This is a genomic window from Microbacterium paraoxydans, from assembly GCF_019056515.1.
In the GTDB taxonomy this organism is placed as follows: domain Bacteria; phylum Actinomycetota; class Actinomycetes; order Actinomycetales; family Microbacteriaceae; genus Microbacterium.
In genome coordinates this window covers 2963737-2988095 of sequence record NZ_CP064873.1, presented here as the reverse complement: position 1 = coordinate 2988095, position 24359 = coordinate 2963737, and the positions used below count along the sequence as shown (strand labels likewise).

25 protein-coding genes are annotated in these 24359 nt (G+C 72.3%); 15 read left to right on the top strand and 10 right to left on the bottom strand.

What is annotated here, in order from left to right; all coding sequences use genetic code 11:
- The first annotated feature begins 232 nt into the window (after positions 1–232).
- From IZR02_RS14680 to rocD, 5 genes are all read left to right on the top strand, one after another.
- Positions 233–667, top strand: coding sequence for a hypothetical protein (locus IZR02_RS14680; RefSeq protein ID WP_025105426.1), 435 nt, complete (start codon positions 233–235; stop codon positions 665–667).
- Positions 667–897: a helix-turn-helix transcriptional regulator gene (locus IZR02_RS14675; protein ID WP_025105427.1), complete on the top strand. Its 231-nt coding sequence runs from the start codon at positions 667–669 to the stop codon at positions 895–897. Before IZR02_RS14680 ends, IZR02_RS14675 begins: the two co-directional genes overlap by 1 nt.
- Entirely contained in the window at positions 894–1892 is a 999-nt protein-coding gene (locus IZR02_RS14670) for an NAD(P)-dependent alcohol dehydrogenase (RefSeq protein ID WP_029990030.1), read from the top strand. Before IZR02_RS14675 ends, IZR02_RS14670 begins: the two co-directional genes overlap by 4 nt.
- 163 nt (positions 1893–2055) lie before the next feature.
- Positions 2056–2934 carry a dimethylargininase gene (ddaH, locus tag IZR02_RS14665; protein WP_025105429.1) on the top strand — a complete coding sequence of 293 codons (879 nt, stop codon included), beginning with the start codon at positions 2056–2058 and terminating at the stop codon, positions 2932–2934.
- Positions 2935–2936: 2 nt separating this feature from the next.
- The gene (rocD, locus tag IZR02_RS14660; protein ID WP_029990032.1) at positions 2937–4169 is read left to right on the top strand and encodes an ornithine--oxo-acid transaminase; all 1233 of its coding nucleotides are present in this window, start codon (positions 2937–2939) and stop codon (positions 4167–4169) included.
- Positions 4170–4258: 89 nt separating this feature from the next.
- Here rocD and IZR02_RS14655 read toward each other — a convergent pair whose 3' ends face one another.
- From IZR02_RS14655 to IZR02_RS14645, 3 genes are read right to left on the bottom strand one after another with little or no spacing between them, the layout of a single operon-like run.
- Positions 4259–4543 (bottom strand): hypothetical protein, encoded by a 285-nt coding sequence (locus IZR02_RS14655; RefSeq protein ID WP_025105431.1) that lies wholly within the window; start codon positions 4541–4543, stop codon positions 4259–4261.
- A 60-nt stretch (positions 4544–4603) separates the two neighbouring features.
- The gene (locus IZR02_RS14650; protein WP_025105432.1) at positions 4604–5935 is read right to left on the bottom strand and encodes an MFS transporter; all 1332 of its coding nucleotides are present in this window, start codon (positions 5933–5935) and stop codon (positions 4604–4606) included.
- 5 nt (positions 5936–5940) lie between these two features.
- Positions 5941–6381, bottom strand: a complete 441-nt coding sequence (locus IZR02_RS14645) for a MarR family winged helix-turn-helix transcriptional regulator (protein ID WP_025105433.1) — start codon at positions 6379–6381, stop codon at positions 5941–5943.
- 71 nt (positions 6382–6452) lie between these two features.
- Here IZR02_RS14645 and IZR02_RS14640 point away from each other — a divergent pair, with 71 nt between their 5' ends.
- From IZR02_RS14640 to IZR02_RS14620, 5 genes are all read left to right on the top strand, one after another.
- Entirely contained in the window at positions 6453–7211 is a 759-nt protein-coding gene (locus IZR02_RS14640) for a copper homeostasis protein CutC (protein ID WP_025105434.1), read from the top strand.
- A 9-nt stretch (positions 7212–7220) separates the two neighbouring features.
- The gene (locus IZR02_RS14635; RefSeq protein ID WP_025105435.1) at positions 7221–8075 is read left to right on the top strand and encodes an alpha/beta fold hydrolase; all 855 of its coding nucleotides are present in this window, start codon (positions 7221–7223) and stop codon (positions 8073–8075) included.
- A gap of 938 nt (positions 8076–9013) precedes the next feature.
- Positions 9014–9751 carry a DUF1684 domain-containing protein gene (locus IZR02_RS14630; protein ID WP_062765531.1) on the top strand — a complete coding sequence of 246 codons (738 nt, stop codon included), beginning with the start codon at positions 9014–9016 and terminating at the stop codon, positions 9749–9751.
- Between the two features lie 33 nt (positions 9752–9784).
- Positions 9785–10834 carry a lipoate--protein ligase family protein gene (locus IZR02_RS14625; RefSeq protein ID WP_025105437.1) on the top strand — a complete coding sequence of 350 codons (1050 nt, stop codon included), beginning with the start codon at positions 9785–9787 and terminating at the stop codon, positions 10832–10834.
- Positions 10835–10956: 122 nt separating this feature from the next.
- Complete coding sequence (locus tag IZR02_RS14620) at positions 10957–11874, top strand: DNA-methyltransferase (RefSeq protein WP_036293392.1); 918 nt, start codon at positions 10957–10959, stop codon at positions 11872–11874.
- A gap of 23 nt (positions 11875–11897) precedes the next feature.
- Here IZR02_RS14620 and IZR02_RS14615 read toward each other — a convergent pair whose 3' ends face one another.
- From IZR02_RS14615 to IZR02_RS14605, 3 genes are read right to left on the bottom strand one after another with little or no spacing between them, the layout of a single operon-like run.
- Complete coding sequence (locus tag IZR02_RS14615) at positions 11898–12248, bottom strand: cupin domain-containing protein (protein ID WP_025105439.1); 351 nt, start codon at positions 12246–12248, stop codon at positions 11898–11900.
- Complete coding sequence (locus IZR02_RS14610) at positions 12245–13648, bottom strand: NAD(P)/FAD-dependent oxidoreductase (RefSeq protein WP_025105440.1); 1404 nt, start codon at positions 13646–13648, stop codon at positions 12245–12247. The genes IZR02_RS14615 and IZR02_RS14610 overlap by 4 nt, the downstream gene beginning before the upstream one ends.
- Positions 13649–13674: 26 nt before the next feature.
- Positions 13675–14142, bottom strand: a complete 468-nt coding sequence (locus tag IZR02_RS14605; protein WP_025105441.1) for an Lrp/AsnC family transcriptional regulator — start codon at positions 14140–14142, stop codon at positions 13675–13677.
- Between the two features lie 99 nt (positions 14143–14241).
- On the opposite strand from IZR02_RS14605, the gene IZR02_RS14600 reads away from it, so the two are divergent.
- The gene (locus IZR02_RS14600; RefSeq protein ID WP_029990039.1) at positions 14242–15690 is read left to right on the top strand and encodes a gamma-aminobutyraldehyde dehydrogenase; all 1449 of its coding nucleotides are present in this window, start codon (positions 14242–14244) and stop codon (positions 15688–15690) included.
- A gap of 12 nt (positions 15691–15702) precedes the next feature.
- Here IZR02_RS14600 and IZR02_RS14595 read toward each other — a convergent pair whose 3' ends face one another.
- On the bottom strand, positions 15703–16230 hold the full coding sequence (locus tag IZR02_RS14595) for a GNAT family N-acetyltransferase (RefSeq protein ID WP_025105443.1): 528 nt from the start codon (positions 16228–16230) through the stop codon (positions 15703–15705).
- A gap of 247 nt (positions 16231–16477) precedes the next feature.
- Between IZR02_RS14595 and IZR02_RS14590 the strand changes: the two genes are divergently transcribed.
- Genes IZR02_RS14590 through IZR02_RS14580 form a run of 3 tightly spaced genes read left to right on the top strand, consistent with a single transcriptional unit; the run spans position 16478 to position 19895 of the window.
- On the top strand, positions 16478–17623 hold the full coding sequence (locus IZR02_RS14590; protein ID WP_025105444.1) for an ROK family transcriptional regulator: 1146 nt from the start codon (positions 16478–16480) through the stop codon (positions 17621–17623).
- Positions 17624–17646: 23 nt separating this feature from the next.
- Entirely contained in the window at positions 17647–18573 is a 927-nt protein-coding gene (locus IZR02_RS14585) for a polysaccharide deacetylase family protein (protein ID WP_025105445.1), read from the top strand.
- On the top strand, positions 18570–19895 hold the full coding sequence (locus IZR02_RS14580; protein ID WP_025105446.1) for an MFS transporter: 1326 nt from the start codon (positions 18570–18572) through the stop codon (positions 19893–19895). The genes IZR02_RS14585 and IZR02_RS14580 overlap by 4 nt, the downstream gene beginning before the upstream one ends.
- A gap of 2 nt (positions 19896–19897) precedes the next feature.
- On the opposite strand, the gene galE is transcribed toward IZR02_RS14580, so the two are convergent.
- The 3 genes from galE to galT are packed head-to-tail and all read right to left on the bottom strand — an operon-like array spanning position 19898 to position 23290.
- Complete coding sequence (galE, locus tag IZR02_RS14575; RefSeq protein ID WP_217316527.1) at positions 19898–20875, bottom strand: UDP-glucose 4-epimerase GalE; 978 nt, start codon at positions 20873–20875, stop codon at positions 19898–19900.
- 46 nt (positions 20876–20921) lie between these two features.
- The gene (galK, locus tag IZR02_RS14570; protein ID WP_025105448.1) at positions 20922–22106 is read right to left on the bottom strand and encodes a galactokinase; all 1185 of its coding nucleotides are present in this window, start codon (positions 22104–22106) and stop codon (positions 20922–20924) included.
- Complete coding sequence (galT, locus tag IZR02_RS14565; protein WP_025105449.1) at positions 22103–23290, bottom strand: galactose-1-phosphate uridylyltransferase; 1188 nt, start codon at positions 23288–23290, stop codon at positions 22103–22105. The genes galK and galT overlap by 4 nt, the downstream gene beginning before the upstream one ends.
- 100 nt (positions 23291–23390) lie before the next feature.
- Here galT and IZR02_RS14560 point away from each other — a divergent pair, with 100 nt between their 5' ends.
- Entirely contained in the window at positions 23391–24356 is a 966-nt protein-coding gene (locus tag IZR02_RS14560; RefSeq protein WP_025105450.1) for a LacI family DNA-binding transcriptional regulator, read from the top strand.
- Positions 24357–24359 lie beyond the last annotated feature (3 nt).

Sequence of the window (24359 nt, the reverse complement as noted above, 5' to 3'; positions counted from 1 at the left end):
GGGGCCTGGGGAGGTGCGTTGTTGATCCCGCGGCGCGGGGTGTGGGGGAGTGGGTGGCGTGCGGGATCGGGAACGGGCGGGAGAGGCGGTGCGGGGGTGCGATTGTGATCCCGGGAGAGACTGCGGAGACGGGACGGGGGTGCGGGGACGGGTTGCGGTGTAAAAGATTCTTGACATGGGGGACGGGCGGACGTAGTCTCGTGTCAAGAATTTTTGACACGAGGAGATTCGCATGGTCTACGAGGAGCGCAACGTCTGGGCCGGGCTCATCGTCAGCCCGATCGTCGCGGTCGTCTACGTCGTGCTGCTGCTGCAGCAAGCCGGCGGCGGACCGCTCACCACCACGGACTGGTTCCCGCTGATGCTGTGGACGATCGGCGGGGGCATCGTCGGGACGATCGTGCTGAGCGTCTTCTGGGGCATCGTCGCCGGGATGTCCGATCCGGACGGCGTCGGCCGCTCCGACATCCGCGACCGGGACATCGGCCGGATGGGAGCCCGCGTGGAGCAGGCCTTCGTCACCATCGCCGGCCTCGGGGTCATCGTCCTCTGCGGTCTCGGCGCCGACGTGTTCTGGATCGCGAACACCATGTTCGCCGGGTTCCTCGTGGCGGCCGTCGTCGGCGGTGTCGCCCGGGCCATCGCCTACCGCCGAGGGCTCCGCTGATGGTCAAGCCCACCCTCGTCTCCAACACCATCCGCGCCCATCGCGAGCGCGCCGGACTCACGCAGGCCGAGCTCGCCCGCACGATCGGGGTCACCAGGCAGACCCTCATCGCGATCGAACAGCAGAAGTACTCGCCGACGCTGGAGCTCGCGTTCCAGATCGCGCGGGCCTTCGGCGCCGGGATCGACGACCTGTTCGCGTATCCGACCGACCCCGGAGGTGCCGCATGACCGAGACGATGCCCGCCTGGACTCGCGAGACGTACGGCCCGGCCGCCGGGACAGCACGGACCCGGCAGCCCGTCCCCCAGCCGCATCGGGGCGAGGTCGTGCTGCGCGTGCAGGCCACCGCCCTCAACGCCGGCGACGTGCGGCTGCTCCTCGGCGACCCGCTGCTGGTCCGGCCGTTCTTCGGGCTCACCCGCCCCAAGAACCCGGTGCGCGGGCTCGACGTCGCCGGCACCGTCGTGGCGGTCGGCGCGGACGTGGTGAACGCCGAGCTCGGCGAACTCGTCGTCGGGGAGCTGCAGGGCGGCGGCGGCCTCGCCTCCCACGCCCGCATCGCGGCTGACCGCGTCGTGCCCGTCCCGCCCGACGTGACACCCGAGGCGGCTGCGTGCCTGCCGATCGCCGGAGGCACCGCGTGGCAGGCGCTCGACGCCGCCGGGGTGGGGTTGCGCCACCGTGCGCAGCGGGTCCTCGTGATCGGAGCGTCCGGCGGCGTGGGGACCTTCGCCGTGCAGCTCGCGGCGCTCCGCGGGGCCGAGGTCTGGGCGACGTGCGGCGCGCGCAACGCCCTCCTGCTGGAACGCCTCGGAGCCGTGCGCACGCTCGACCACCGCACGTCTCCGCTCACGCATCTGCCCTCCTCCCGGTTCGACGCCGTCATCGACATCGCGGGAGGTGTGCCGATCCGCGAGCTGCAGCGCCTCGTCCGCCCGGGTGGCCGCGTGGTGCTCGTGACCGGCGACGGCGGACGCGTGTTCGGCCCGGTGCCGCGGATGATCCGCGCCGCCGTGCTCTCGCTCCGCGGACCCCGGGTGGTGTCGCTCACGGCGACCTCGCGCCCCGAGGTCCTCACGAAGCTGCTCGAGCTCGTGGAGGAGGGGCATCTGGTTCCGGTGATCGAGCGCACGTATCCGTTCGACGAGGCGGTGTCCGCGCTCGCGCACGTCGAGGCCGGGCACACGGTCGGCAAGGTCGTGGTGACGCAGCGCGAGGGCTGAGGGCGACACGGGACGGATGCTGGTGGCGCCCAGGGTCCGGTGGCACAATGGTCACCGGCGTGCCCGAGTCGCATCTTCCCCTCCGCCTCGTCCGAGCAGGGGGTCGAAGGACCGCCGGGCCCCTGGACAGCGTCCGCCGCGCCCGTTCACACGAGGAGCATCCATGTCGACGCCGGAGACCGCCGTCACCACCGCCCCCACGCGCACCGCGCACCGCCGCCACTACCTGATGTGCCGTCCCGAGCACTTCACGGTGAACTACTCCATCAATCCGTGGATGGAGCCGTCGCGGCCGACCGACACCGCCAACGCGGTCGCCCAGTGGCAGAAGCTCTATGACCTGTACGTCGAGCTCGGCCACGAGGTCGAGCTCATCGAGCCGCTCCCCGGCTACCCGGACATGGTCTACACGGCCAACGGCGGCTTCCTCATCGACGGGCGCGCCTATGTGCCGGAGTTCCGGTTCGTCGAGCGGCAGGGGGAGGCCCCGGCCTTCGCCGACTGGTTCCGTGCCGCCGGCTATGACACGGTGATGCCGAAGGAGGTCAACGAGGGCGAGGGCGACTTCCTGCTCGTCGGCGATGTGATCCTCGCCGGCACGGGCTTCCGCTCCACCGGTGACAGCCACCGCGAGGTCGGCGAGGTCTTCGGTCGCGAGGTCGTGTCGCTCAACCTCACCGACCCGCGCTTCTACCACCTGGACACCGCGATCGCGGTGCTCGACCCCGTGCAGGGCGTGGAGAACGGCGGCCCCGAGCGGGCGAACATCGCCTACCTCCCCGGGGCCTTCGACGACGCCAGCCGTGCCGAGCTGGAGAGGCGCTTCCCGGACGCGATCCTCGTGTCGGACGAGGACGGCGCGGTGTTCGGCCTGAACTCCTCGAGCGACGGCTACAACGTCATCATCTCGCCGCGGGCGAAGGGCTTCGAGCAGCAGCTCCGCGAGCGCGGCTACAACCCGATCACCGTCGACCTCTCCGAGCTCCTCCTCGGCGGCGGCGGCATCAAGTGCTGCACGCTCGAGCTGCGGGGTGCGAAGTGACGATCGAGCAGACGGCGGACGCTTCGACGGACTCAGCGACCCAGGGGGCGGGCTCCGTCCACGCGGAGCCGCACGTCGCGCACAACTACCACCCGCTGCCGGTGATGATCGCGCGCGGCGAGGGGGCGTGGGTCACCGATGTCGAGGGCAAGCGGTACCTCGACCTGCTCGCGGCGTACTCCGCGGTCAACTTCGGGCACCGGCACCCCGCTCTCGTCGCGGCCCTGACCGAGCAGCTCGGTCGGGTCACGCTCGTCAGCCGGGCGTTCCAGAGCGACACCCTGGAGCCCTTCGCCGCGGCGCTCGCCGAGCTCTGCGGCAAGGAGCTCGTCCTGCCGATGAACACGGGCGCCGAGGCCGTGGAGACCGGCATCAAGGTCGCCAGGGCCTGGGGCTACCGCGTGAAGGGCATCCCCGAGGGGAAGGCGCGGATCGTCGTGGCGAAGGGCAACTTCCACGGCCGCACGACGACGATCGTGAGCTTCAGCGACGACGAGACCGCGCATGACGACTTCGGTCCCTACACGCCGGGCTTCGACCGTGTGCCGTTCGGCGACGCGGAGGCGATCGCCGCGGCCATCACGGAGGACACGGCGGGCGTGCTCGTGGAGCCGATCCAGGGCGAGGCCGGGGTCGTGATCCCGCCGGAGGGGTACCTCCGCCGCATCCGCGAGATCTGCGACGAGAAGAACGTGCTGTTCATCGCCGACGAGATCCAGGCTGGGCTCGGTCGGGTCGGCGAGACGTTCGCGTGCGACCGTGAAGGCGTCGTTCCGGACCTGTACCTGCTGGGCAAGGCGCTCGGCGGCGGCATCCTGCCGGTCTCGGCCGTGGTGGGGAACACGGACGTGCTGGGGGTCATCCGTCCTGGTGAGCACGGCTCCACGTTCGGCGGCAACCCGCTCGCCACGGCCGTCGGCCTCCGCGTGGTGGAGATGCTGCAGACGGGCGAGTTCCAGGAGCGTGCGCGGGCGCTCGGTGCCCACCTCGAGCAGGCGCTGCAGCCGCTGATCGGCCACGGGGTCACGGGTGTGCGCATCGCCGGGCTGTGGGCGGGCGTCGACATCGATCCCGCCATCGGCACCGGCCGCGAGATCGCGGAGAAGCTGCTCGACCGCGGTGTGCTCGTGAAGGACACGCACGGGCAGACCATCCGCATCGCCCCGCCGCTCGTCATCCGGGCCACCGAGCTCGACTGGGCCGTCGAGCAGCTCACGGTGGTACTCGACGCCTGACCCCGGCCGACCCACCCCCTTCTGCACGAGCCACCCCTTGCGAACGTTCGCAAGGGGGTGGCTCGTCTCGAAAGGGGTGGGTCGACGGCTCAGGCCGGCGGGGAGTCGGGGTCGAGCGTGCGGAGGGTGTCCTCCTCGGCGGCGTTGTCGGCCGCGAGCTCGTCCTCGGTGTTCTCGTCTCCGCCCAGCGGAGCGTCGTGGCCCGGGCCGGAACTGCCCTGGATGGCGCCGCCGGTCGACTCGCCGCGAGAGCTGTCGCCCTGGATGGCGCCGCCGGTGCCGTCGCCCTGGCCGGAGTTCTCGTCAGGGACGTCGACGCCGGGAGCGCCTTCGGCCGGATCCTGCGGGTGCGGGGTGCTCATGTTCTCGTCCATGACCCGACGCTACGACCGTCGGCCCGAGATGAGGAAGGCGTTGACAAACGCCTTCGCAGCTCACTCGCCGTCGCGGCGCGGCAGCCGGATGGGCGTGGTCGCCGCCGCCTTCTCCGTGTAGTCGACCGGCTCGACCGCCTGCACGACCCGCAGCGGCCGGGTCTCGTCGAGCGTCAGCCGGAAGCGGCTGCTCTCCTCACGGCGCAGACGCCCGGACGTGAGCACCCAGGTCACCCCGATCGCGCACGCGATGAAACCGGCGGTCCCGCCGAGCATGATGGCGGCACGAGGGCCGAACGCGTCGGCGACCCAGCCGGCGATCGGCGCCCCGACCGGAGTCGATCCCATGATGACGGCCATGTAGAGGGCGAGCACGCGGCCGCGCAGTGCCGGATCCGTCGTGATCTGCACGTAGCCGTTGGCCGTCGTCAGCAGCGTCACGATCATGAAGCCGGTGAACGTGAGCGTGACCGCATAGGAGAGGTAGGTGGGCATCGCGGCCGAGACGAAGGCCGCGATCCCGAAGCCGCCCGCCGCGAGGATCACCACGCGCACCCTCGCCCGGTCCCGACGCGCGGCGAGGAGGGCGCCGATCAGGGACCCGATCGCGAGCACCGAGCTCAGCACCCCGTACCCGTCGGCGCCGGCTCCGAACTCCAGCGCCATGGTCGAGGCGAAGATCGGGAAGTTCATGCCGAACGCGCCGATGAGGAACACCGTCACGAACACGACCTTGAGGTCGCTGCGCGCCCAGACGTACCGGAATCCCTCGGCGAGGCCGCCGCGGTTGCGGTTCTTGGGCCGCGGTGCGAGCAGGTGCGTGCGCATGAGCAGCAGCGCGACGATCATGGCGAGGAAGGTCGCGGCGTTGACGATGAACACCCAGCCGGAGCCGATCGCGACGATGAGCAGACCGCCGACCGCGGGGCCGATCATGCGGGCGAGGTTGAAGGAGGCGGAGTTGAGCGCCACGGCGTTGGAGGTCTCCGTCGCAGACACCATGTCCGACACGAAGGCCTGCCGCGCGGGGGCGTCGAAGGCGTTGACGATGCCGAATCCGAGGGCGAAGGTGAGCATCATCGGCAGGGTCATCACCCCGGCGAGCAGAAGCGAGCCCACGGCGATCGCAAGGGCGAGGAGCGCGGTCTGCGTGGTCAGGAGGATCTTCCGCCGGTCGAAGCGATCCGCGACCCAGCCGGTCAGGCTCACGAGCACCAGGGGAGGGCCGAACTGCAGCGCCATGGTGACGCCCATCGCGGTCGCGTCGTTGTCGGTGAGCTCGGTCAGCACGACCCAGTCCTGCGCGGTGGCCTGCATCCACCCGCCGACGTTCGACACGAGGGCTCCGGCGAACCAGATCCGGTAGTTGATGTTCGCGAAGGAACGGAACATGGCGTTCATCGCTCCACCGCCCTCCGCATCAGGGCGCTCGCTTCTCGCAGCGTCGCCAGCTCCTCCTCGGTGTAGTCGACCTCGCGGAGCATGTCGGCCAGCAGCACGTCACGGCGGCGGATGGTCTCGACGACGATCTCGACGCCGGCGGGGGTGATGTCCACCTGCACGCGGCGGCGGTCGTCCTCGTCAGGGGTGCGGGCGACATAGCCCTGCTCCTCCAGGCCGTTCACGATGCTCGTCATCGAGGGGGCGGTCACGCGCTCGCGCTCGGCGAGGGTGGAGATCGTGCGCCGACCGTTCATGCGGAGGTCGGCGAGGACGGCGAGCTGGGTGTCGCTCATCATGTCGGCGGCACGGGCGCAGCGGAGCCGGCGGGCGAGCCGGAACGTGGCCATGCGGAGGTCTGTGGCGGTGAGGTGCAGGGAATCATCGGACGCAGACATACTTAGTTAGTCTATCTAATATTTCTGACCCGGGGGCCGGGGGAGCCGAGGTCAGCGGGCACAATGGAGGGGTGACCCGAACGATCGCTCTCGAAATCGCCGTCCAGGATCCCGCCGGAGTGCGCATCGCCGCCGAGGTCGGCGCCGCTCGCGTCGAGCTCGCCACAGCCCTCGCGCTGGGTGGGCTCACCCCGTCGCCGGCCACCCTGGAGCTCGCGCTCGAAGCCGCGGGGGCGAACGGCCCCGAGGTGCACGTCCTCATCCGTCCGCGTGCCGGCGGCTTCCACTACAGCGCCGACGAGCTGGCCGTCGCCGAACGCGACGTGCGGCACGCGGTCGCGGCGGGGGCCGCGGGAGTGGTGATCGGCGCGCTCGACGGCGAAGGCCGACTGGATCGCGACGCCATGGCCCGGCTGCGGGATGCGGCCGGGGGAGCTCCGGCGACCCTGCACCGCGCGATCGACGTGACCGCCGACCCGGTGGCGACCCTGCGGGCCGCGAGGGAGCTCGGGCTCCGGCGCGTGCTCACCTCCGGAGGGGCGTCCGCGGCGATCGACGGCATCGACACCCTGCGCGCGCTCGTCGCCGCCGCCGAGGGGCAGATCGAGGTGATGGCCGGCAGCGGCGTCGACGTCGCGAGCGCTCCGGTGCTCGCCCGGGCCGGGGTGGACGCCCTCCACTTCTCCGCGAAGCGGGCCGTGACCGAGGACGGCGGCGTGCGCATGGGCTCCGCCTTCGACGGGGTCGGCGGCTACGAGGTGACGGATCGCGACATCGCCTTCGCGATCCGGGACGCCATCCGCGACGCGCTCGCGGAGACCGACCGGTAAGGCAGGATCATGACCGAGACCCGCGAGTACACCGACAGCCACGGCATCGCCATCGTCTACGACGTCCACCCGGCGGAGGGGACGCCCCGCGGCGTCGTCCAGCTCCTGCACGGGGTGGGCGAGCACGCGGGACGGTATCCGGCCCTGACCGCCGCGCTCACCGGAGCCGGGTTCACCGTCTACGCCGACGACCACCGCGGGCACGGGCGCACCGGCATGCGTCAGCACGGCGACCCCGCCCAGCTCGGACGGCTCGGTCCCGGGGGTCTCCGGGCGGCCAAGGACGCGGTCTGGCAGCTGACCGGCATCATCCGCGACGAGAACCCCGACCTCCCGCTCGTGCTCCTCGGACACTCCTGGGGGTCGTTCCTCGCGCAGATGCTGGTGAACGAGCACGCGGAGGCCTTCGATGCGGTCATCCTGTCTGGCTCGGCGCTGCGCACGCCCCGCTCCCTGAACCCGGCGCCGCTGAACGCCGCGTGGGCCGCCGACGACGCGACCGGATACGAGTGGCTGAGCCGGGACCCCGCGGTGTGGAAGGCCTTCGAGGAGGATCCGCTCACGACGGGAGTGCCGCTGCTCAAGCTCTTCGGCCTGCTCGACGCGGCGCGGCTGTACGGGCGTCCCGCGAAGCACCTCGCGCGCGACATTCCGGTGCTGCTCCTGGTCGGCCGTGACGATCCGGTCGGCGGTCCCCGCAGCGTGCACAAGCTCGCCGACGCGTACCGCCGGCGCTCCGGGCTCACCGACGTCACGACCCTCGTCTACCCCGACGCCCGGCACGAGATCTTCCAGGAGCTCCAGCAGGACGAGGTGCGCGCCGACGTCCTCGCCTGGCTCGACGCCCACATCCCCGCCCGCTGACCCCCCGCCGCCCCGGCCGGCCCGTTCCGTCCGGGATCACTTTCGCCCCTTCCGTCCGCCACGCCGGATCACTTTGGTGCCCGGAACACGTCCCAGAGGCGCGCTCTTGCGCTCACGACGAGTGTGGGGCCTCGGCGCGCGTCGACGAGGCAGCGTCCGTGGCGACGTGTCGGGATCACTTTCACGCCTCCGGCCATCCCGCGGGATCACTTTCGGGCCTGCGACGGGCTGCGGGAGGGCGTTTTCGAACACACGCGGTGAGTGGGTGCGTTGGCGCCCGGGCTCATCGTCGGGATCACGGGCGCCTCACCCCACTCCGGGACAACGTTCGTGCCTCCCTCTGGCCCTGTGCGGGATCACTTTCGGGCCTGGGGTGGGCGGCGGGAGAGCGTTTTCGAACACACGCGGTGAGCGCGTACGCCGGTGGCCGCGCCGCTGATCGGGGCGGTGGTGGTGAGTTCGGAGCGTACGCGTGGCCGAGGGCCGCGCGGTGGCGGGATCAGAAATGAGCTGGAGGACGGGATGGCGGGTGCGGTTTCGATCCCGAGGGAGGTGTGTGGCGGGCGTGTCCGGGTGCGGGATCAGGAACGGGCGCGGAGCGCGGTGCCAGGGGGCGGTTTTGATCCTGCGCGGGAGGGGGCGGTCGCGGCGGGCGGGTGGCGGGGTCAGAAACGGGCGCGGGATGGGGTGGCGGGGGACTGTTTTGATCCCGCGCGGGAGACCGGCGGTGGGGGCGGCCGGGGGCGGGATCAGGAACGGGCGGGGGAGGGGGTGGGGAGGGACGGGTGTGACCCCGCACCGGAGGGAGGGACGGACGGAGGGGGAGTGTGACGCGGGATGACGCGGGGTGAAGGCGTGTGACGGACGGGGATCACGGGCGACGGGGGCAGCCCTAGATTCGGGGCACATCCGCACGAGCGAGGGGAGGGCCCGCGGCGATGAGCTTCCTGACGGACTGGCACGAGTGGCATGCGGCGCGCGAGCGCTACGCGGGGTCGGAATACGGGCCGTCCGCGCTGGAGTCCACGAACTGGCTCATCACCGAACCCGCCGCGGTCGACGGCGTACCCGGACTCTGGGCCCTCACCGGGGACGGCGGCATCCGCGGCAGTGAGCTGGGACCGTCGGGGTCGGTCGTCACCCTCCGCGGCACCCAGACCCTGCGCCTCGGGCGGCGCGAGCTGCGTGTGTTCGACCGCAACGGACTGCTGGCGCTCCGCGTCTGGAACCCCGCCCGTCCGCAGCGGGAGTGGTTCACCGCGATCGACGCCTACGCCCCCGACGAGCGATGGCGGATCCCGGCCACGTTCGAGCCCGCGCCGGACGAGCGGATCGTCGTCACCGCGGTCGACGGCGAGGAGCGCGAGACCCCGATCGCCGGACGCCTGCGGTTCGAGCTTGCCGGGGCCCCGCACGAGCTCACGGTCACCCGCAGCGGGAGCGGAGCGCTGAGTGCGGTCTTCGCCGATGGGACGAACGGGCTGGAGACGTACCGGTTCCGGTTCCTCCCCGTTGACGAGCCCGCCGCTGACGGGTCCGCCGTGATCGACTTCAACCGGGCGTACCTCCCGCCGTGCGCCTTCTCCGACCAGTTCATCTGCCCCCTGCCCACACCAGGCAACCGCTACTCCACGCCGATCAGGGCCGGGGAACGCGTGGTCGTGCTCGGCGGCTGACCACGGCGGCAGCGTGCGCCTTAAGCTGGATCCGTGCACGGTGAATACAAGGTTCCTGGGGGCAAGCTCGTCGTCGTCGACCTCGAGGTCGAGAACGACCGGATCGCGCGGTTCCGGCTCGCCGGGGACTTCTTCCTCGAACCGGACTCCGCGCTCGACGACATCAACGCCGCCGTCGAGGGCCTCCCCGCTGAGTCCGACGCCACGGCCATCGCCGCGGCCGTCCGCGGTGCCCTCCCCGAGGGGGCGCAGCTGCTCGGCTTCAGCCCCGAGGCCGTGGGCACCGCCGTGCGTCGCGCGCTGGTCACCGCACCGGGGTGGCGCGACTTCGACTGGGAGATCGTCCACGAGAAGGCGGTCTCGCCGCGCATGAACCTCGCGCTCGACGAGGTGCTCACCTCCCGGGTGGGCGAGGGGCGCCGTCGCCCGACCCTGCGCATCTGGGAATGGGACGAGTCGGCCGTCGTCATCGGCTCCTTCCAGTCGTACCGCAACGAGGTCGACCCTGAGGGCGCCGCGAAGCACGGATTCGACGTCGTCCGGCGCATCTCCGGCGGCGGGGCGATGCTCATGGCGGCGGGACAGATCATCACCTACTCGCTGTACGTGCCGGCCTCGCTCGTGGCGGGCATGACCTTCGCCGACTCCTACGCGTTCCTCGACGACTGGGTGCTGCAGGCGCTCCGGTCGCTCGGCATCGACGCCGTCTACCAGCCGCTCAACGACATCGCGAGCCCGACCGGCAAGATCGGCGGCGCCGCGCAGAAGCGCCTCGCGAACGGAGGTGTGCTGCACCACGCCACCCTCTCCTACGACATCGACGGCCAGATGATGACCGAGGTGCTGCGGATCGGCCGCGAGAAGCTCAGCGACAAGGGGACGACCTCGGCAGCCAAGCGCGTCGACCCGCTGCGGAGCCAGACCGGACTGGAGCGTGCCGAGATCATCGAGCGCTTCAAGGACACGTTCCGCTCGCTCACCTCCGCCGAGGACGGCGGCATCACGCCGGACGAGTACGCCGATGCCCAGGCGCTGGTGGAGTCGAAGTTCTCGACCGACGCGTGGCTGCACCGGGTTCCGTGAGCCCTTCGGCAGGCTCAGGCCCTGCGACAGGCTCAGGCCCTTCGGCAGGCTCAGGGACCCAGGGCCCTTCGACAGGCTCAGGGGCCCAAGGGGGCGGCTCAGGGGTCCAGGATCCGGGGCGGGTGTCGGTGATCGAGGGGGACAACCTCGCGGTCGCGGCGACCCTGCCGTCCGGATCCTTCACGCTCGTCTACCTCGACCCGCCGTTCAACACCGGGCGGGTGCGGGAGCGGCAGGTGGTCACCGCCCGCCGCACGTTCCCACCCCAGGAAGAGCCGACGGATGCGGACGGCGCCAGCGTCGAGCCGGCGGAGCCTGCGGCGGAGGGCCGGAGTCCTGAACGGGCGCCCGGCGAGCCCGAGGTGCGACACGGCTTCCACGGGCACCGGTATGAGCGGGTGCGCGGCATGCTGCGCGCCTACGACGACAGCTTCGATGACTACGGCGCCTTCCTCATGCCGCGGCTGGAGGAGGCCTGGCGGCTGCTCGCCGACGACGGCACCCTGTACCTGCACCTGGACTACCGCGAGGCGCACTACGCGAAGGTCATGCTCGACGCGGTGTTCGGCCGGGACTGCTTCCTCAACGAGCTCATCTGGGCGTACGACTACGGCGCGAAGTCCCGACGGCGGTGGCCCACCAAGCACGACACGATCCTCGTGTACGTGAAGAACCCGCGGACGTACGTGTTCAACTCCGACGACGTCGACCGGGAGCCGTACATGGCGCCGGGACTGGTGACCGCGGAGAAGGCCGCGCGCGGCAAGCTCCCGACGGACGTGTGGTGGCACACGATCGTCCCGACCACGGGGCGCGAGAAGACGGGGTATCCGACGCAGAAGCCGGAGGGCGTCCTCCGGCGCATCGTGACCGCGTCGAGCCGGCCGGGCGACCGGGTGCTCGACCTCTTCGCGGGCAGCGGCACGACCGGAGCCGTGGCCTCCGCACTCGGCCGGGACGCGGTGCTCGTCGACGACAACCCGGAGGCGGTGCGGGTCATGGCCGCGCGCATCCCGCACGCGGAGGTCCGCCGGGCCTGAGCGGGCCTGGTCGGCAGCGGCCGTCAGATCCCGATCGAGACCTTCCGCAGGGTCTCACTCACCGTCCAGACCGTCCGCATGCCGGTGGTGAGCCGCATCACGGATCCGGGGCCGAGCTCCACCGGAGGGAGCCCGGGCGCGGTGAACGTCACGGTCGCGCGACCGGAGAGCACGACGAACACCTCGTCCTCCTCGACGTCCACCGCGGTGCCCGGCGTCATCTCCCAGACGCCGATCTCGATCCCGCCTGCGTCGTCGAGCACCGTGTATGCCGTGGTCGGCGCGCCGTCGCGGACGTCCTCGTCGGGCAGCAGGGTGTGCGTCAGCGCGAGGCGTCCGGCGTCGACGACGGCCCCCGGGGGGAGCGCGGTCACGAGTCGAAGCCCATGCCGAGGGCGTCGAGCGTCTTCAGGAACAGGTTCCGGCGCCCCTCGTTGTGATCCGCCCTGTCCATCGCGGCGCGGACGAGGTTGATGCCGACGGACGCGGCCGGCTCCGGCGGGAACGGGATCGGCTTCTCGCGCACCATCCGGAGCTGCGTGCGCTCGGTCTCCTCGCCGGCGAGTTTGTCGAGCATGACATCGGCGGCGAACCGGGCGGCGCCGACCCCGAGGCCGGTGAACCCCGTGGCGTAGGCGACCCGGCCGCCGCGGGCGGTGCCGAAGAATGCGCAGAACCGGCTCGACGAGTCGATCGCCCCGGCCCAGCGGTGCGTGAAGCGGAGGCCGGCGAGTTGCGGGAAGGTGGTGAAGAAGTGCGAGGCCAGGCGCCGGTGGCTCTCCATCCGATCCTCGTAGGCGGGGCGCACCTTGCCGCCGAAGTGATAGACCGCGTCGTAGCCGCCGAACAGGATCCGGTCGTCCGCGGTGAGCCGGTAGTAGTGGAACTGGTTGGCGCTGTCGGCGAGCCCCTGGCGGTTCCGCCAGCCGATGGAGGCGAGCTGCTCGGCCGACAGCGGCTCCGTCATCAGCACGTAGTCGTACACGGGCACCGTCATGAGGCGGTTGCGCTTGAGGAGCGAGGGGAACACGTTCGTCGCGAGCGCCACCGCGTCGGCGGTCACTCGGCCGTGCTCCGTGACGAGGGTGACCGGACCCGAGTCCGCGCCCTCGATCCGCCGGACGAGGCTGTGCTCGTGGATCTCCACGCCGAGCTCGACGGCCACCCGCGCGAGCTCCAGACCCAGCTTCGCCGGGTGCACGAGAGCACTGCCCTCCCGGTCCCACGCGCCGGCGAGGAACGTGGGGGAGTGTACCTCCGCCTGCACCGCTTCCTGGTCGAGGAACCCCTCCTCCTCGCGCAGCCACTCGACCTGATGCGGCTCGACGGCCAGCGCGAGCTGGCCCGTCCGCTCGAACTCGGCATCCATGTCGTACCGCTGCACGGTCTCGGCGATGCCGTCGAGGTTCTCGTGGCCCAGCTCCTCCAGGCGGTCGATCTCCTCGGGCCAGCGGTTCACGCCGTTCTCGTGGCCGTGCGTGAGGCTGGACTCGCAGAAGCCGCCGTTGCGCCCGGACGCCGCCCAGGCCACGCGGGACGCCTCGAGGAGGACCACCCTCCGCTCCGGATCCCGCTCCTTCGCGCGCACGGCCGTCCAGAGTCCGGTGTAGCCGCCGCCGACGACCACGAGGTCCGTGTGCACGGTGCCGCGGAGCGGCGGGTGCGCGGGACGCTCGACGTCGTCGAGCCAGAAGACCGACAGGGCCGTGTCGCGCAGGGCGTCGTCGATGACGGACTGCGGAGGACGCCGGCGTTCGAAGACCGTGGTGCCCATGTTCACTCCGATGCGAGGGGAGCGCCTCAGCGCGTTCCCCAGTTGTAGAGGTCTTTGTAGAGGCCGGCGTAGAGCAGGCTCTCCGTCTGGATGATGCCGGGAATGGTGCGGATGCGGGTGGCGATGAGGTCGAGCAGATGGTCGTCGTCCTCGCACACCGCCTCGACGAGGATGTCGAAAGTCCCGAGTGTGACCACGACGTACGCGAGCTCCGGGATCGCCGTGAGCTCCTCCGCGATCGCGCGGGGGTCGCCGGACACCCGGATCCCGATCATCGACATGCGGTGGAAGCCGAGCTGCAGCGGGTCGGTCACGGCGACGATCTGGATCAGGCCCGATTCGGTCAGTCGCTGCACCCGCTGGCGGGCGGCGGCCTCGCTGAGCCCGACCTCCCGGGCGATCTCCGCGTAGGGGCGCCGACCGTCCTCCTGCAGCAGCTCGACGATGCGCTTCGAGATGTCGTCGAGGGCGGGGGGAGGCGTCTTCGGACTCATGTACCGATCGTGACATTCCGATAGGTGCTGCGCAACTGAATCCGTCGATCTGTGGACGAAAAGCTACAGATTCCGCGTTCGGATGGCTACCATGGCGCTATGTCCTCACCGTCGACGATGACCGTGCCCCTGCAGAACTTCATCGGCGGCCGCGCCGTCACCGCAGCGGGGAGCGGGCGCCTGCCGCTCATCGATCCGGTGACGGAGGAAGCCTACGGCGAGATCCCGATCTCCGACCGTGCCGACGTGGATGCCGCGTACGCCGCGGCCGCGGAGGCGTTCCCGACCTGGCGGGACACGCCGCCGTCCGCGCGCCAGCTCGCCCTGTTCCGCATCGCCGAGGAGATGGCCGCGCGGGCCGAGGAGTTCGCCGACCTCGAGTCGAAGGACACCGGCAAGCCGCGGGCGACGCTCGTCGCCGACGAGATCCTGCAGTCGGTGGACCAGCTGCGGTTCTTCGCCGGCGCCGCGCGGAGCCTCGAGGGTCGCGCTGCCGCGGAGTACCTCCCCGGGCACACCTCCTTCGTGCGGCGGGAGCCGATCGGCGTGATCGGGCAGGTGACGCCGTGGAACTACCCCCTGAACATGGCGGTGTGGAAGAGCGCTCCCGCCCTCGCCGCCGGGAACACCGTCGTGCTGAAGCCGGCGGAGTCCACGCCGCTCACCACGCTGCTGCTCGCGGAGATCGTCGCGCGACACACCCCCGCCGGCACCCTCAACGTCGTGCTCGGCGACCGCGAGACCGGAGCGGCCCTCGTCGAGCATCCGGCGCCGCAGATGGTGGCCATCACCGGCTCGGTGCGCGCGGGCATGGCCGTGGCCCGCTCCGCGGCCGACGACGTCAAGCGCGTGCACCTGGAGCTCGGCGGCAAGGCGCCCGCGATCGTCTTCCCTGACGCGTCGATCGAGAAGGCGGTCGAGGGCATCGTCACCGGGGCCTTCTTCAACGCGGGGCAGGACTGCACCGCGGCGACCCGGGTGCTCGTGCACGCGTCGGTGCACGACGAGCTCGTCGCCGCACTGGTGGAGCGGACCCGCACGCACGCGCGGACCGGGGCCCCGGACGAAGAGGGCGTGCTGTACGGGCCGCTGAGCAGCGCGGCCCAGCTCGCGCAGGTGCAGGGCTTCGTCGACCGGCTTCCCGCGCATGCGACGGTCGCGACCGGCGGGGCGCGGCAGGGTGACCGTGGCTACTTCTGGGAGGCGACCGTCGTGACCGGCGTGCAGCAGGACGACGAGGTCGTGCAGGGGGAGATCTTCGGACCGGTGCTGACCGTGCAGCCCTTCGACACCGAGGAGGAGGCGCTCGCGATGGCGAACGACGTGCCGTACGCGCTCGCCGCGTCGGGGTGGACGCGGGATCATGCCCGCGCCCTGCGCCTCTCCCGCGACCTCGACTTCGGGTGCGTGTGGATCAACACCCACATCCCGTTCGTGTCGGACATGCCGCACGGTGGTTTCAAGCACTCCGGATACGGGAAGGACCTGTCGCAGTACGGCTTCGACGACTACACCCGGATCAAGCACGTGATGAGCGCGCTGGACTGACGGCGGGACGGCTCAGCGCGGGGCGAGGTGCTTGACGCGGCGGTGCTCGCGGAGCGTGAACTGCGGACGCTGATCGATCTTCGTGGCCCCGTCGAGCTCCCACCCGTGCCGGGCGTAGAAGCCGTCGGCGCGGTCGTTGCCGTCGAGCACCCAGAGGTAGGCGCGGGTGTGGCCGGCGTCGATCATGCGCTGCTCGGCCGCGTCGAGGAGGGCATGCCCCGCCCCCGTCGACCACGCGGTGGGATCGGCGTAGATGCCGTACAGCTCCGCATCGTCCAGGCCGTCGGGGTCGCGGCCGGAGCCGAACGACGCCCAGCCGACGACCGTGCCGTCGCGCTCGGCCACCAGGGTCCCGAGGCTCGTGGGGAGGGGGTCGGCGAAGATGCGGCGCCACCCGTCGGCGCGCTCCGAGACGGACAACCCGTCCAGCACCTCCTGGTCGATGAGGCCCTCGTAGGCCGCCTGCCACGAGCGCACGTGCACTCCGGCCACGGCCTCGGCATCGTCGGCGACGGCGTCTCGGATCACCAGGGGCGTCATCCCTCCACCCTATGCGGACCCCCCGACGTCACTCGGTCCCCTCCCGTGCCTTCCTCCTCCGACACCCGGGCACACCTGCACGACCCGGGTACGTCTGTGGGGACGAATCCCGGGTTCCGTCGTGCAACCGCGCCCGGGTCGTGCAGGCGACGCCGCCGGAGGAGACGGGTCGACGGGTGCGACGCGATGTGGCAGGCTGGCGGGCACCGACTCCGCACGAGAATCGACCCCCCAGAGGTTCCGCCGCATGTCACGACCCCTCGCAGGACCGCAGACCCTGCTCCGTACACTCAACGGCCGCGCGATCCTGGAGCGCCTCGCCCGGAGCGGACCGCAGACTCGGGCCGAGCTCATGGCGGCGACCGGCCTCTCCCGCACGGCCGTGACCCAGGTGCTGCGGATGCTCGACACCGCGGGAGCCGTCACCGCGGCCGGGGTCGACCGCGACACCCGCGGACCGGCGGCCGGCCGCGTCGCGCTGCACCCCGCCCTCGGCTTCGCGGCCGCCGTGCACGTGGACCATCACGCGGCCCACGTCGTCCTCGTCGACGCGACTGGCACCGTCAGAGCCGAGCGGCACGGAGCCTTCCCCGCGGGCGAAGACCGCGTCGCGCACATCGCCGCCCTCGTCGCGGCCTGCCGCCGGTCCGTGAAGGGCGCGCTCCACCTCGCCGTCGTCGGAGTGCCCGGGATCGTGGCCGCCGACGGCGCGATCCGCGACGACCAGGGGCCGGACGGCGGCGCCTTCCGCGCGGCTCTCGCGGCCGCCCTCGACTGCCCGGTCCGCGTCGAGAACGACGTCAACCTCGCCGCCCTCGCCGAGTCGACCACCGGCGTCGGCATCGACCTCGCGAGCTTCGCGCTCCTGCTGCTCGACGACGACCTCGGCGCCGGCATCGTGATCGACGGGGCGCTGCACCGCGGGTTCTCCGGCGTGGCGGGCGAGGTCATGTACCTCCCGCAGACGCCGGTGCCCATCGGCGCCCCGGTCGCGGGCGCCACGGTGGTGCGCGACCTCGCCCTCGGCCTCGGACTGGATGTCGACGCGCCGTTCCTCGCCCACCTGGAGGCGGCGCGGCACGGCGACGAGGCGGCGCAGGCCCTCGTCGCAGAGATCGGACGGCGGCTCTTCCTCGCGGCGGGCAGCGTCGCCCTCGTGCTCGATCCCGAGGCCTTCATCCTCGGCGGGGAGGCGGTGCACCCGGCGCTCCTGGACGCGATCGAGCGGGTCGCGGACGAGTTCTCCGCGCAGCTGCCGCTCCGCTTCCTCGCCTCGGCGTTCGGGCCGGAGGCGCCGCTCGTCGGAGCCGTGGGCGAGGCGGCCTCCGCGCTCCGTGCCGACGTCTTCACCCGGATCCTCACCCCCGCCCGCGCAGCCGCCACCGGCCGCTGACCGCCCGCCCGACAGGACACGCCATGACCGCCTCCTCCGCCCTCGCCGACCGACTCGGACTGCCGTCCGGTGCCAGGGCGGTCATCCTCAACGCCGACGACTTCGGGATGTGCCATGCCGCCAACGCCGCGATCTCCGGTCTCCTCGTGCGCGGCCGGATCGACTCGGCGACGGTGATGGTGCCCTGCGCGTGGTCCCCGGAAGCGCTCGCCTTCGCCGCCGCGCACCCGGACCTCGACGTGGGCGTGCACCTCGTGCTCACGAGCGAGTGGCGCCGGTACCGATGGCGCCCGCTCACCGGCGCCTCGACCCTGGTCGATGCCGCCGGCTTCTTCCCCGCCGACGTCGCGACCGTGGAGCAGCACGCCTCCGAAGCGGATGTCGCGGCCGAGATCGCCGCCCAGCTGCAGACCGCGCTCGACGCCGGCGTCGACGTGACCCACCTCGACAACCACATGGGATCCGTCTACGGGCTTCTGACCGGCCGTGACTTCCTGCGCGCCGTCTTCGAGCTCGCCGCCCGGCACGGCCTCCCCTTCCGCCTGCCCCGCGAGATGGAGGGGGCGGACGCCGATCCGATGCTGCAGGCGAAGCTCACCGAGGCCGCGGCGGTGGCCGATGCGTTCGGCGTCGAGATCGTCGACCGGCTGTGGACGCACCCGTTCGAGCTGCGCGGCGAGGGCACCGCCGACGAGGAGTCGTACGAGCAGGTCCGAGACGGCTTCCTCGCGGTGCTGCGCGCCGTCCCGCCCGGGGTCACCGAGATCTACCTGCATCCGATGGCCGACGGCGAGGAGCTGCGCGCCGCGGTGGACTTCGCGGCGGCCAAGCGCGGCTACGAGCTGCGGCTGCTCGACGATCCGCTCGTGCAGCAGACGATCGCCGAGGAGGGCCTGGTCCGCGTCGGCTGGCGCGCGCTGCGGGACCTGCAGCGGGGAGACGCCCGGTGACGGCGCTCGGCGAACGGCTGCGCGACCGCCGTCTCGACGCCGCTCCGTCCCGCGCCCAGACCATCGCCTTCGGGGCCTCAGGGTTCCCGACGCAGCTGATGACGCAGACGTTCTCGGCATTCGTCGTGTACTTCTACGTCTCGCACCTCGCCGTCCCCGCGGGGTGGGTGGCGGCGGCGATGATCGCGCACGGCATCCTCAACGCGGCGCTCAACCCGGTCGTCGGGGCGCTCTCCGACCGGATCCGCACGCCGTGGGGCCGCCGCATCCCGTGGATCGGGCTCGGCATCGTGCCGCTCGTCGTGGCCTTCGCCCTCGTCTGGATGCCGCCCGCGCTCCCGGCGGCTGGGCTCATCGTCTGGTTCCTCGTGGTCGTCGCGGTCTACGACATCGCCTTCGTCGTGGTGGTGCTGAACATCTCCGCGCTGTTCCCGGAGATCTTCCGGACCACGGAGGAGCGCGCCCGCGGGAACGTGCCGCGGCAGATCTTCGCGATCCTCGGCATGGTGCTCGGCACGGCCGGCGCTCCAGCGCTCTACGACGCGATCGGCTGGCCGGGGATGGCGCTCGTGCTGTCCGGCGTCTGTCTCGTGCTGCTCGCCTGGTCGTTCCTCGGCGGGATGATCGAGCGCCGGGTACCGGAGGCCGCCTCCGAGGCGATGCGCTGGCGGGACCAGCTCATCTACACGTTCCGCAACCGCGCCTTCGTGCCGTACGTGCTGGGCTCGCTCTGCGTGCAGACCTCGATCGCCGTGATCCTCGCCGCCGTGCCGTTCTACGTCCGCTACTCGCTGGGGGCGGCCGAAGGCGAGGGGAGCCTCCTGCTCGGCGCCATCTTCGTCACGGCCATCCCGTCGATCGTGCTGTGGAGCGCGGTGGTCCGGCGCACCTCCCCGCGCACGGCCCTGCTGTGGAGCGTCGGGGTGTTCGGGGTCGCGGTGCTCGGCTACCTCATCCCGACGTCCGTGGGGGCGGCGGCTCTCGTCGGCATCGCGGTCGGCGTCGGCGTCGGCGGGCTGCTGCAGCTCCTCGAGGTCGTGCTCGCCCAGATCATCGACGACGATGCGCATCGCACGGGCCACCGCCGCGAGGGCGCCTACTTCGGCGTGAACGGCTTCGTCGTCCGCGGCTCCGTCGTCCTCCAGGCGATCGTCGCCGCGGCCGTGTTGACCGCGACCGGCTTCGACGCCGAGCTCGGCGACGCGCAGCCGGAGGCCGTCGACGGCGGCATCCGGCTCATGCTGGCGGTCATCCCGCTGGCGTTCACCGCCGTCGGGTGGCTGTGCTTCTGGCTCTACCCACTGCGCACGCGCGACGTCTGAGGTCAGCCGGCGGCGCGGCGGGCCTCCCAGCCCGTACGCACCATCTCGTCGACCGTGTAGCGCATTGTCCAGTCGAGGTCGCGGGCCGCGAGTTCGCCGGTCGCCACGATCCGATCCGGGTCGCCGGGGCGGCGCGGGCCGATCTCCGGGGTGAAGTCGATGCCGGTGACGCGGGCGACCGCATCCATGATCTGCTTCACGCTGAGGCCGTCGCCGGAGCCGAGGTTGTACGCGGGCTCGATCGGAGCGCCCGAGGCCAGGCGCTGCGCTGCGGCGACGTGGGCGGCGGCGATGTCGCCGACATGCACGTAGTCGCGGACGTTCGTGCCGTCAGGGGTGTCGTAGTCGTCGCCGAAGATCTTGGGGGTGCGGCCCTCGATCAGCGCCTCGAAGACGATGGGGAAGAGGTTGTGCGGGCTGACGTCGTAGACCGTCGGGTCGGCCGAGCCCACGACGTTGAAGTACCGCAGCGAGGTGTGGCGCAGCGGGCGGTCGGAGTCGGCGGTGGCGATCGCCTGGTCACGGAGCAGCCATTCGCCGATGAGCTTGGACTCGCCGTACGGGCTCGCGGGCTTCTTGGCGGTGTCCTCGACGACGAGCGACACGTCCGGGGTGCCGAACACGGCGGCCGACGAGGAGAAGACGATGTTCGCGACGCCCGCCGCCGCCATCGCCTCCAGGATGATCCGCGTGCCCTCGACGTTCTGGGCGTAGGTGTGCAACGGGCGCTGGACCGAGACGCCGGCGTACTTGTAGCCCGCCACGTGGATCACGCCCTCCGCCTCGTGCGTGCGCAGCGTCTCCTCGACGAGGGCGCGGTCGAGGATGCTGCCCTGCACGAACGGCACGCCCTCCGGCACGAACGAGGCCACACCGCTGGAGAGGTCGTCCAGCACGACGGGGGAGAGGCCGGCCTCCGCGACGGCGCGGACGACGTGGGCACCGATGTAGCCGGCGCCGCCGGTGACGATCCAGGACATGCGTTCCTCTCCTGCCGCGGCGGTGGCGGCTCGACCCTTCATTGTGTCAGGCGTCGCGGCGCGGACCTGCGGACGGGCTGACCTCGAACAGGTGCGGGGCGACGAAGCCCTCGGCGGCGAACCGCCCCCGCACCGCGTCGGCGAGGTGGGGCACGGCGTCGCGGTCGACGAGGGCGATCGCGGCGCCCCCGAACCCGCCGCCGGTCATGCGTGCACCCACCGCGCCCGACGTGAGGGCGGTCTCCACGGCGGCGTCGAGCTCGGGCGTCGAGATCTCGAAGTCGTCGCGCATGGACGCGTGGGAGGCGACGAGGAGGTCGCCGATGCCGCGCGCGCCGGCGGTGCGCAGGGTCGCGACGGTGTCCTGCACGCGCTGATTCTCCGTGACGATGTGCCGCACGCGGCGGAAGGTCACGTCGTCCATCAGGCTCTCGGCACGGGTGAGGTCGGCCACCGCGACGTCGCGCAGCGCCGGCACGCCGAGGATCGCGGCCCCGCGCTCGCACGCAGCGCGGCGCTCCCGGTAGCCGCCGGTGGAGTGCGCGTGCGTGACACGGGTGTCCATCACGAGCACCGCGAGTCCGGCATCGGCCATGCCCAGCGGCACGACCTCGGCGGCGAGGGAGCGGCAGTCGAGGAAGATCGCGGCGTCGGGCTCGCCGAGCATCGAGGCCATCTGGTCCATGATCCCGGTGGGCGCGCCCACGGCCTCGTTCTCCGCCGTCCGCCCGACACGGGCGAGGGCCACGGCGTCGAGATCGGTGCCCCAGAGCTCGTTCAGTGCCGCGGCCGTCGCGCCCTCGATCGCGGCGGACGACGAGAGACCGGCACCGACCGGGACGTCGGAGGCGATCGCGATGTCCAGGCCGGAGACCGCGGTCATGCCGGCCGCTGCACGGAGCGCCCAGGCGACGCCCAGCGGGTAGGCGGCCCACTCCGGCACCGCGGGCTCCGTCCCGGGTGGGGTGGGGAAGAGGCGGTCCAGCTCGTCGAGGGCCACTTCCACCGGCTCGTCCGCGAAGGTCGAGGCGACGCGGAGCCGACCGTCGGCGCGACGACCGACCGCGGCGACCGTCCGCTGCGGGATGGCGAACGGGAGCACGAAGCCGTCGTTGTAGTCGGTGTGCTCGCCGATGAGGTTCACGCGTCCCGGCGCCGACCAGACGCCGTCCGGGGTGCGCCCGGCGAGGGCGGCGAAGAGCTCGGCGGCGGCGTCGTGTGCGGAGGTCATGCGGAGGCTTCCTGATCGGTGCGGGCGATCGCTTCGCGGAGTCGGGCGGCGCCCTGCTCGGGCGCGACCTCGGCGGCCCACGCCCACATCGCGGCCTCGGAACCTGCGAGGAACTTGAGCTTGTCGGCGGCGCGGCGCGGGCTCGTGAGCTGCAGGTGCAGGCGCACGGTGTCGCGGCCGACGTGGACCGGAGCCTGGTGCCAGGCGGCGATGTACGGCGTCGGGCTGTCATAGAGCGCGTCGACACCGCGGAGGAGGCGGAGGTAGAGCGGGGCGAGCTCGTCGCGCTCCTCCGCCGTGGTCTCGGCGAGGTCCGGCACGTGCCGATGCGGCATGAGGTGCACCTCGAGCGGCCACCGCGCCGCGAAGGGCACGAACGCCGTCCAGTGCTCGCCGCGGAACACCACCCGCTCGGACGCCTGCTCCTCGGCGAGGATGCGGGCGAAGAGGTCGGGCGCGGTGCGGTCGACCGCGTCCAGCACCCGGGCGGTGCGCGGGGTCACGTAGGGGTACGCGTAGATCTGGCCGTGCGGGTGGGGGAGCGTGACGCCGATCGCCTCGCCGCGGTTCTCGAACGGGAAGACCTGCTGGATGCCGGGGAGGGCGGACAGGGCGGCGGTGCGGTCGGCCCAGGCCTCGATGACGGTGCGGGCGCGGGTCACGGTCTGCGTCCCGAAGGAGCCGGAGTGCTCGGGGCTGAAGCACACGACCTCGCAGCGGCCGACGGCGGTACGGGTGCGCCCGAGTCCGAGGGCCGCGAGGTCGTCCAGGCCGCGCGGGGGGTTCGTCGCCCCGGGGGCGGTGCCGACCGGCTCGGCGAGGGCGGGGCCGAACGCGGGGGAGCGGTTCTCGAACACGGCCACGTCGTACCGGGACGGCACCTCGGACGGATTCCCCGGCGTCTGCGGCGCGAGCGGGTCGGCGTCGGCTCCCGGCATCATGACGCGGTTCTGGCGGTTGGCGGCGACGGTGATCCAGTCGCCCGTGAGCACGTCGAGCCGCATGGTCGCGGTGTCCGGCCGCGGGGCCAGGGTGCGGGCGTCGACCGACCGCTCGGCACCGAGAGTGGTGTCCGGGTCGTCGTAGTAGATGAGGTCGCGGCCGTCGGCGAGGGTGGTCGGGCGCTTGACGACACCGGCGCCGAGACGCTCCGTGGGGACCTCCGGGGATGCGGGCGTGTTCACGTCAACATGGTAGGCACGGCCGCGTGCTAACGTCAACACGACGGAGTTGTGAACGGAGGTTCCCGTGGCCGAGAAGCCCACGACCGCCGCGCGCGTGTCCATGGCCACCGTCGCGGCGCGCGCCGGCGTCTCCGGACAGACGGTCTCCCGCGTCGTCAACGGCAGCCCCCGGGTCGACCCGCAGACCCGGGCGCGGGTCGAAGCCGCCATGGCCGAGCTCGGCTACCGACCGCATCGGGCGGCGCGGGCCCTGCGCACCGGGCGCAGCCATACCCTCGGCCTCGTCGTCACGACCCTGGCCACGGTCGGCAACTCCCGGATGCTGCAGGCCACGGCCGAAGCGGCGGCGGTCCGCGGATACGCGCTTACCGTCGTCACCGCTGCCGACGGCGTGGAGGCCGCGTTCGCCCGGCTCGCCGATCAGGGCGTGGACGGGGCTCTCGTGCTGAACGAGGCCTCCGCGCTCGTCCCCGCCGCGACCCTGCCGCCGGAGCTGCACCTCGTCGTCGTGGATGCCCCCGCCGGCGCCGGAGCGGCCGTGGTGCACAGCGATCATGCCGCGGGATCGCAGGCCGCCACCCGCCACCTGCTCGATCTCGGGCACGAGACCGTCCACCACCTCGCGGGACCGGCGGGCTCGTTCGCCGCCGCCGAGCGCGAGCGGGGCTGGCGCGAGGCCCTGGCGGATGCCGGCGTCGTGCCACCGCCGGTCGTGCGCGGCGACTGGAGCGCGGAGTCGGGCTTCGCCGCGGGCGCGGCTCTGGGCACGGCGACCGCGGTGTTCTGCGCCAACGACCAGATGGCGCTCGGGCTGCTGCGGGCGGTGGCGGAGTCCGGGCGGGCGGTTCCGTCGGACGTCAGCGTGGTCGGCTTCGACGACATCCCCGAGGCGGCGAACTTCCTCCCGCCGCTCACGACCGTCCGGCAGGACTTCCCGGCGCTCGCGCAGCAAGCGGTCACGGCGCTGATCGCGGCCGTCGAGGGCGACGCGACGGCGACAGACCGCGCCGCGCCCGTGGTGGTGCCGACCCGGCTCGTGGAGCGGGCGAGCACGGCACACCGCTGACGC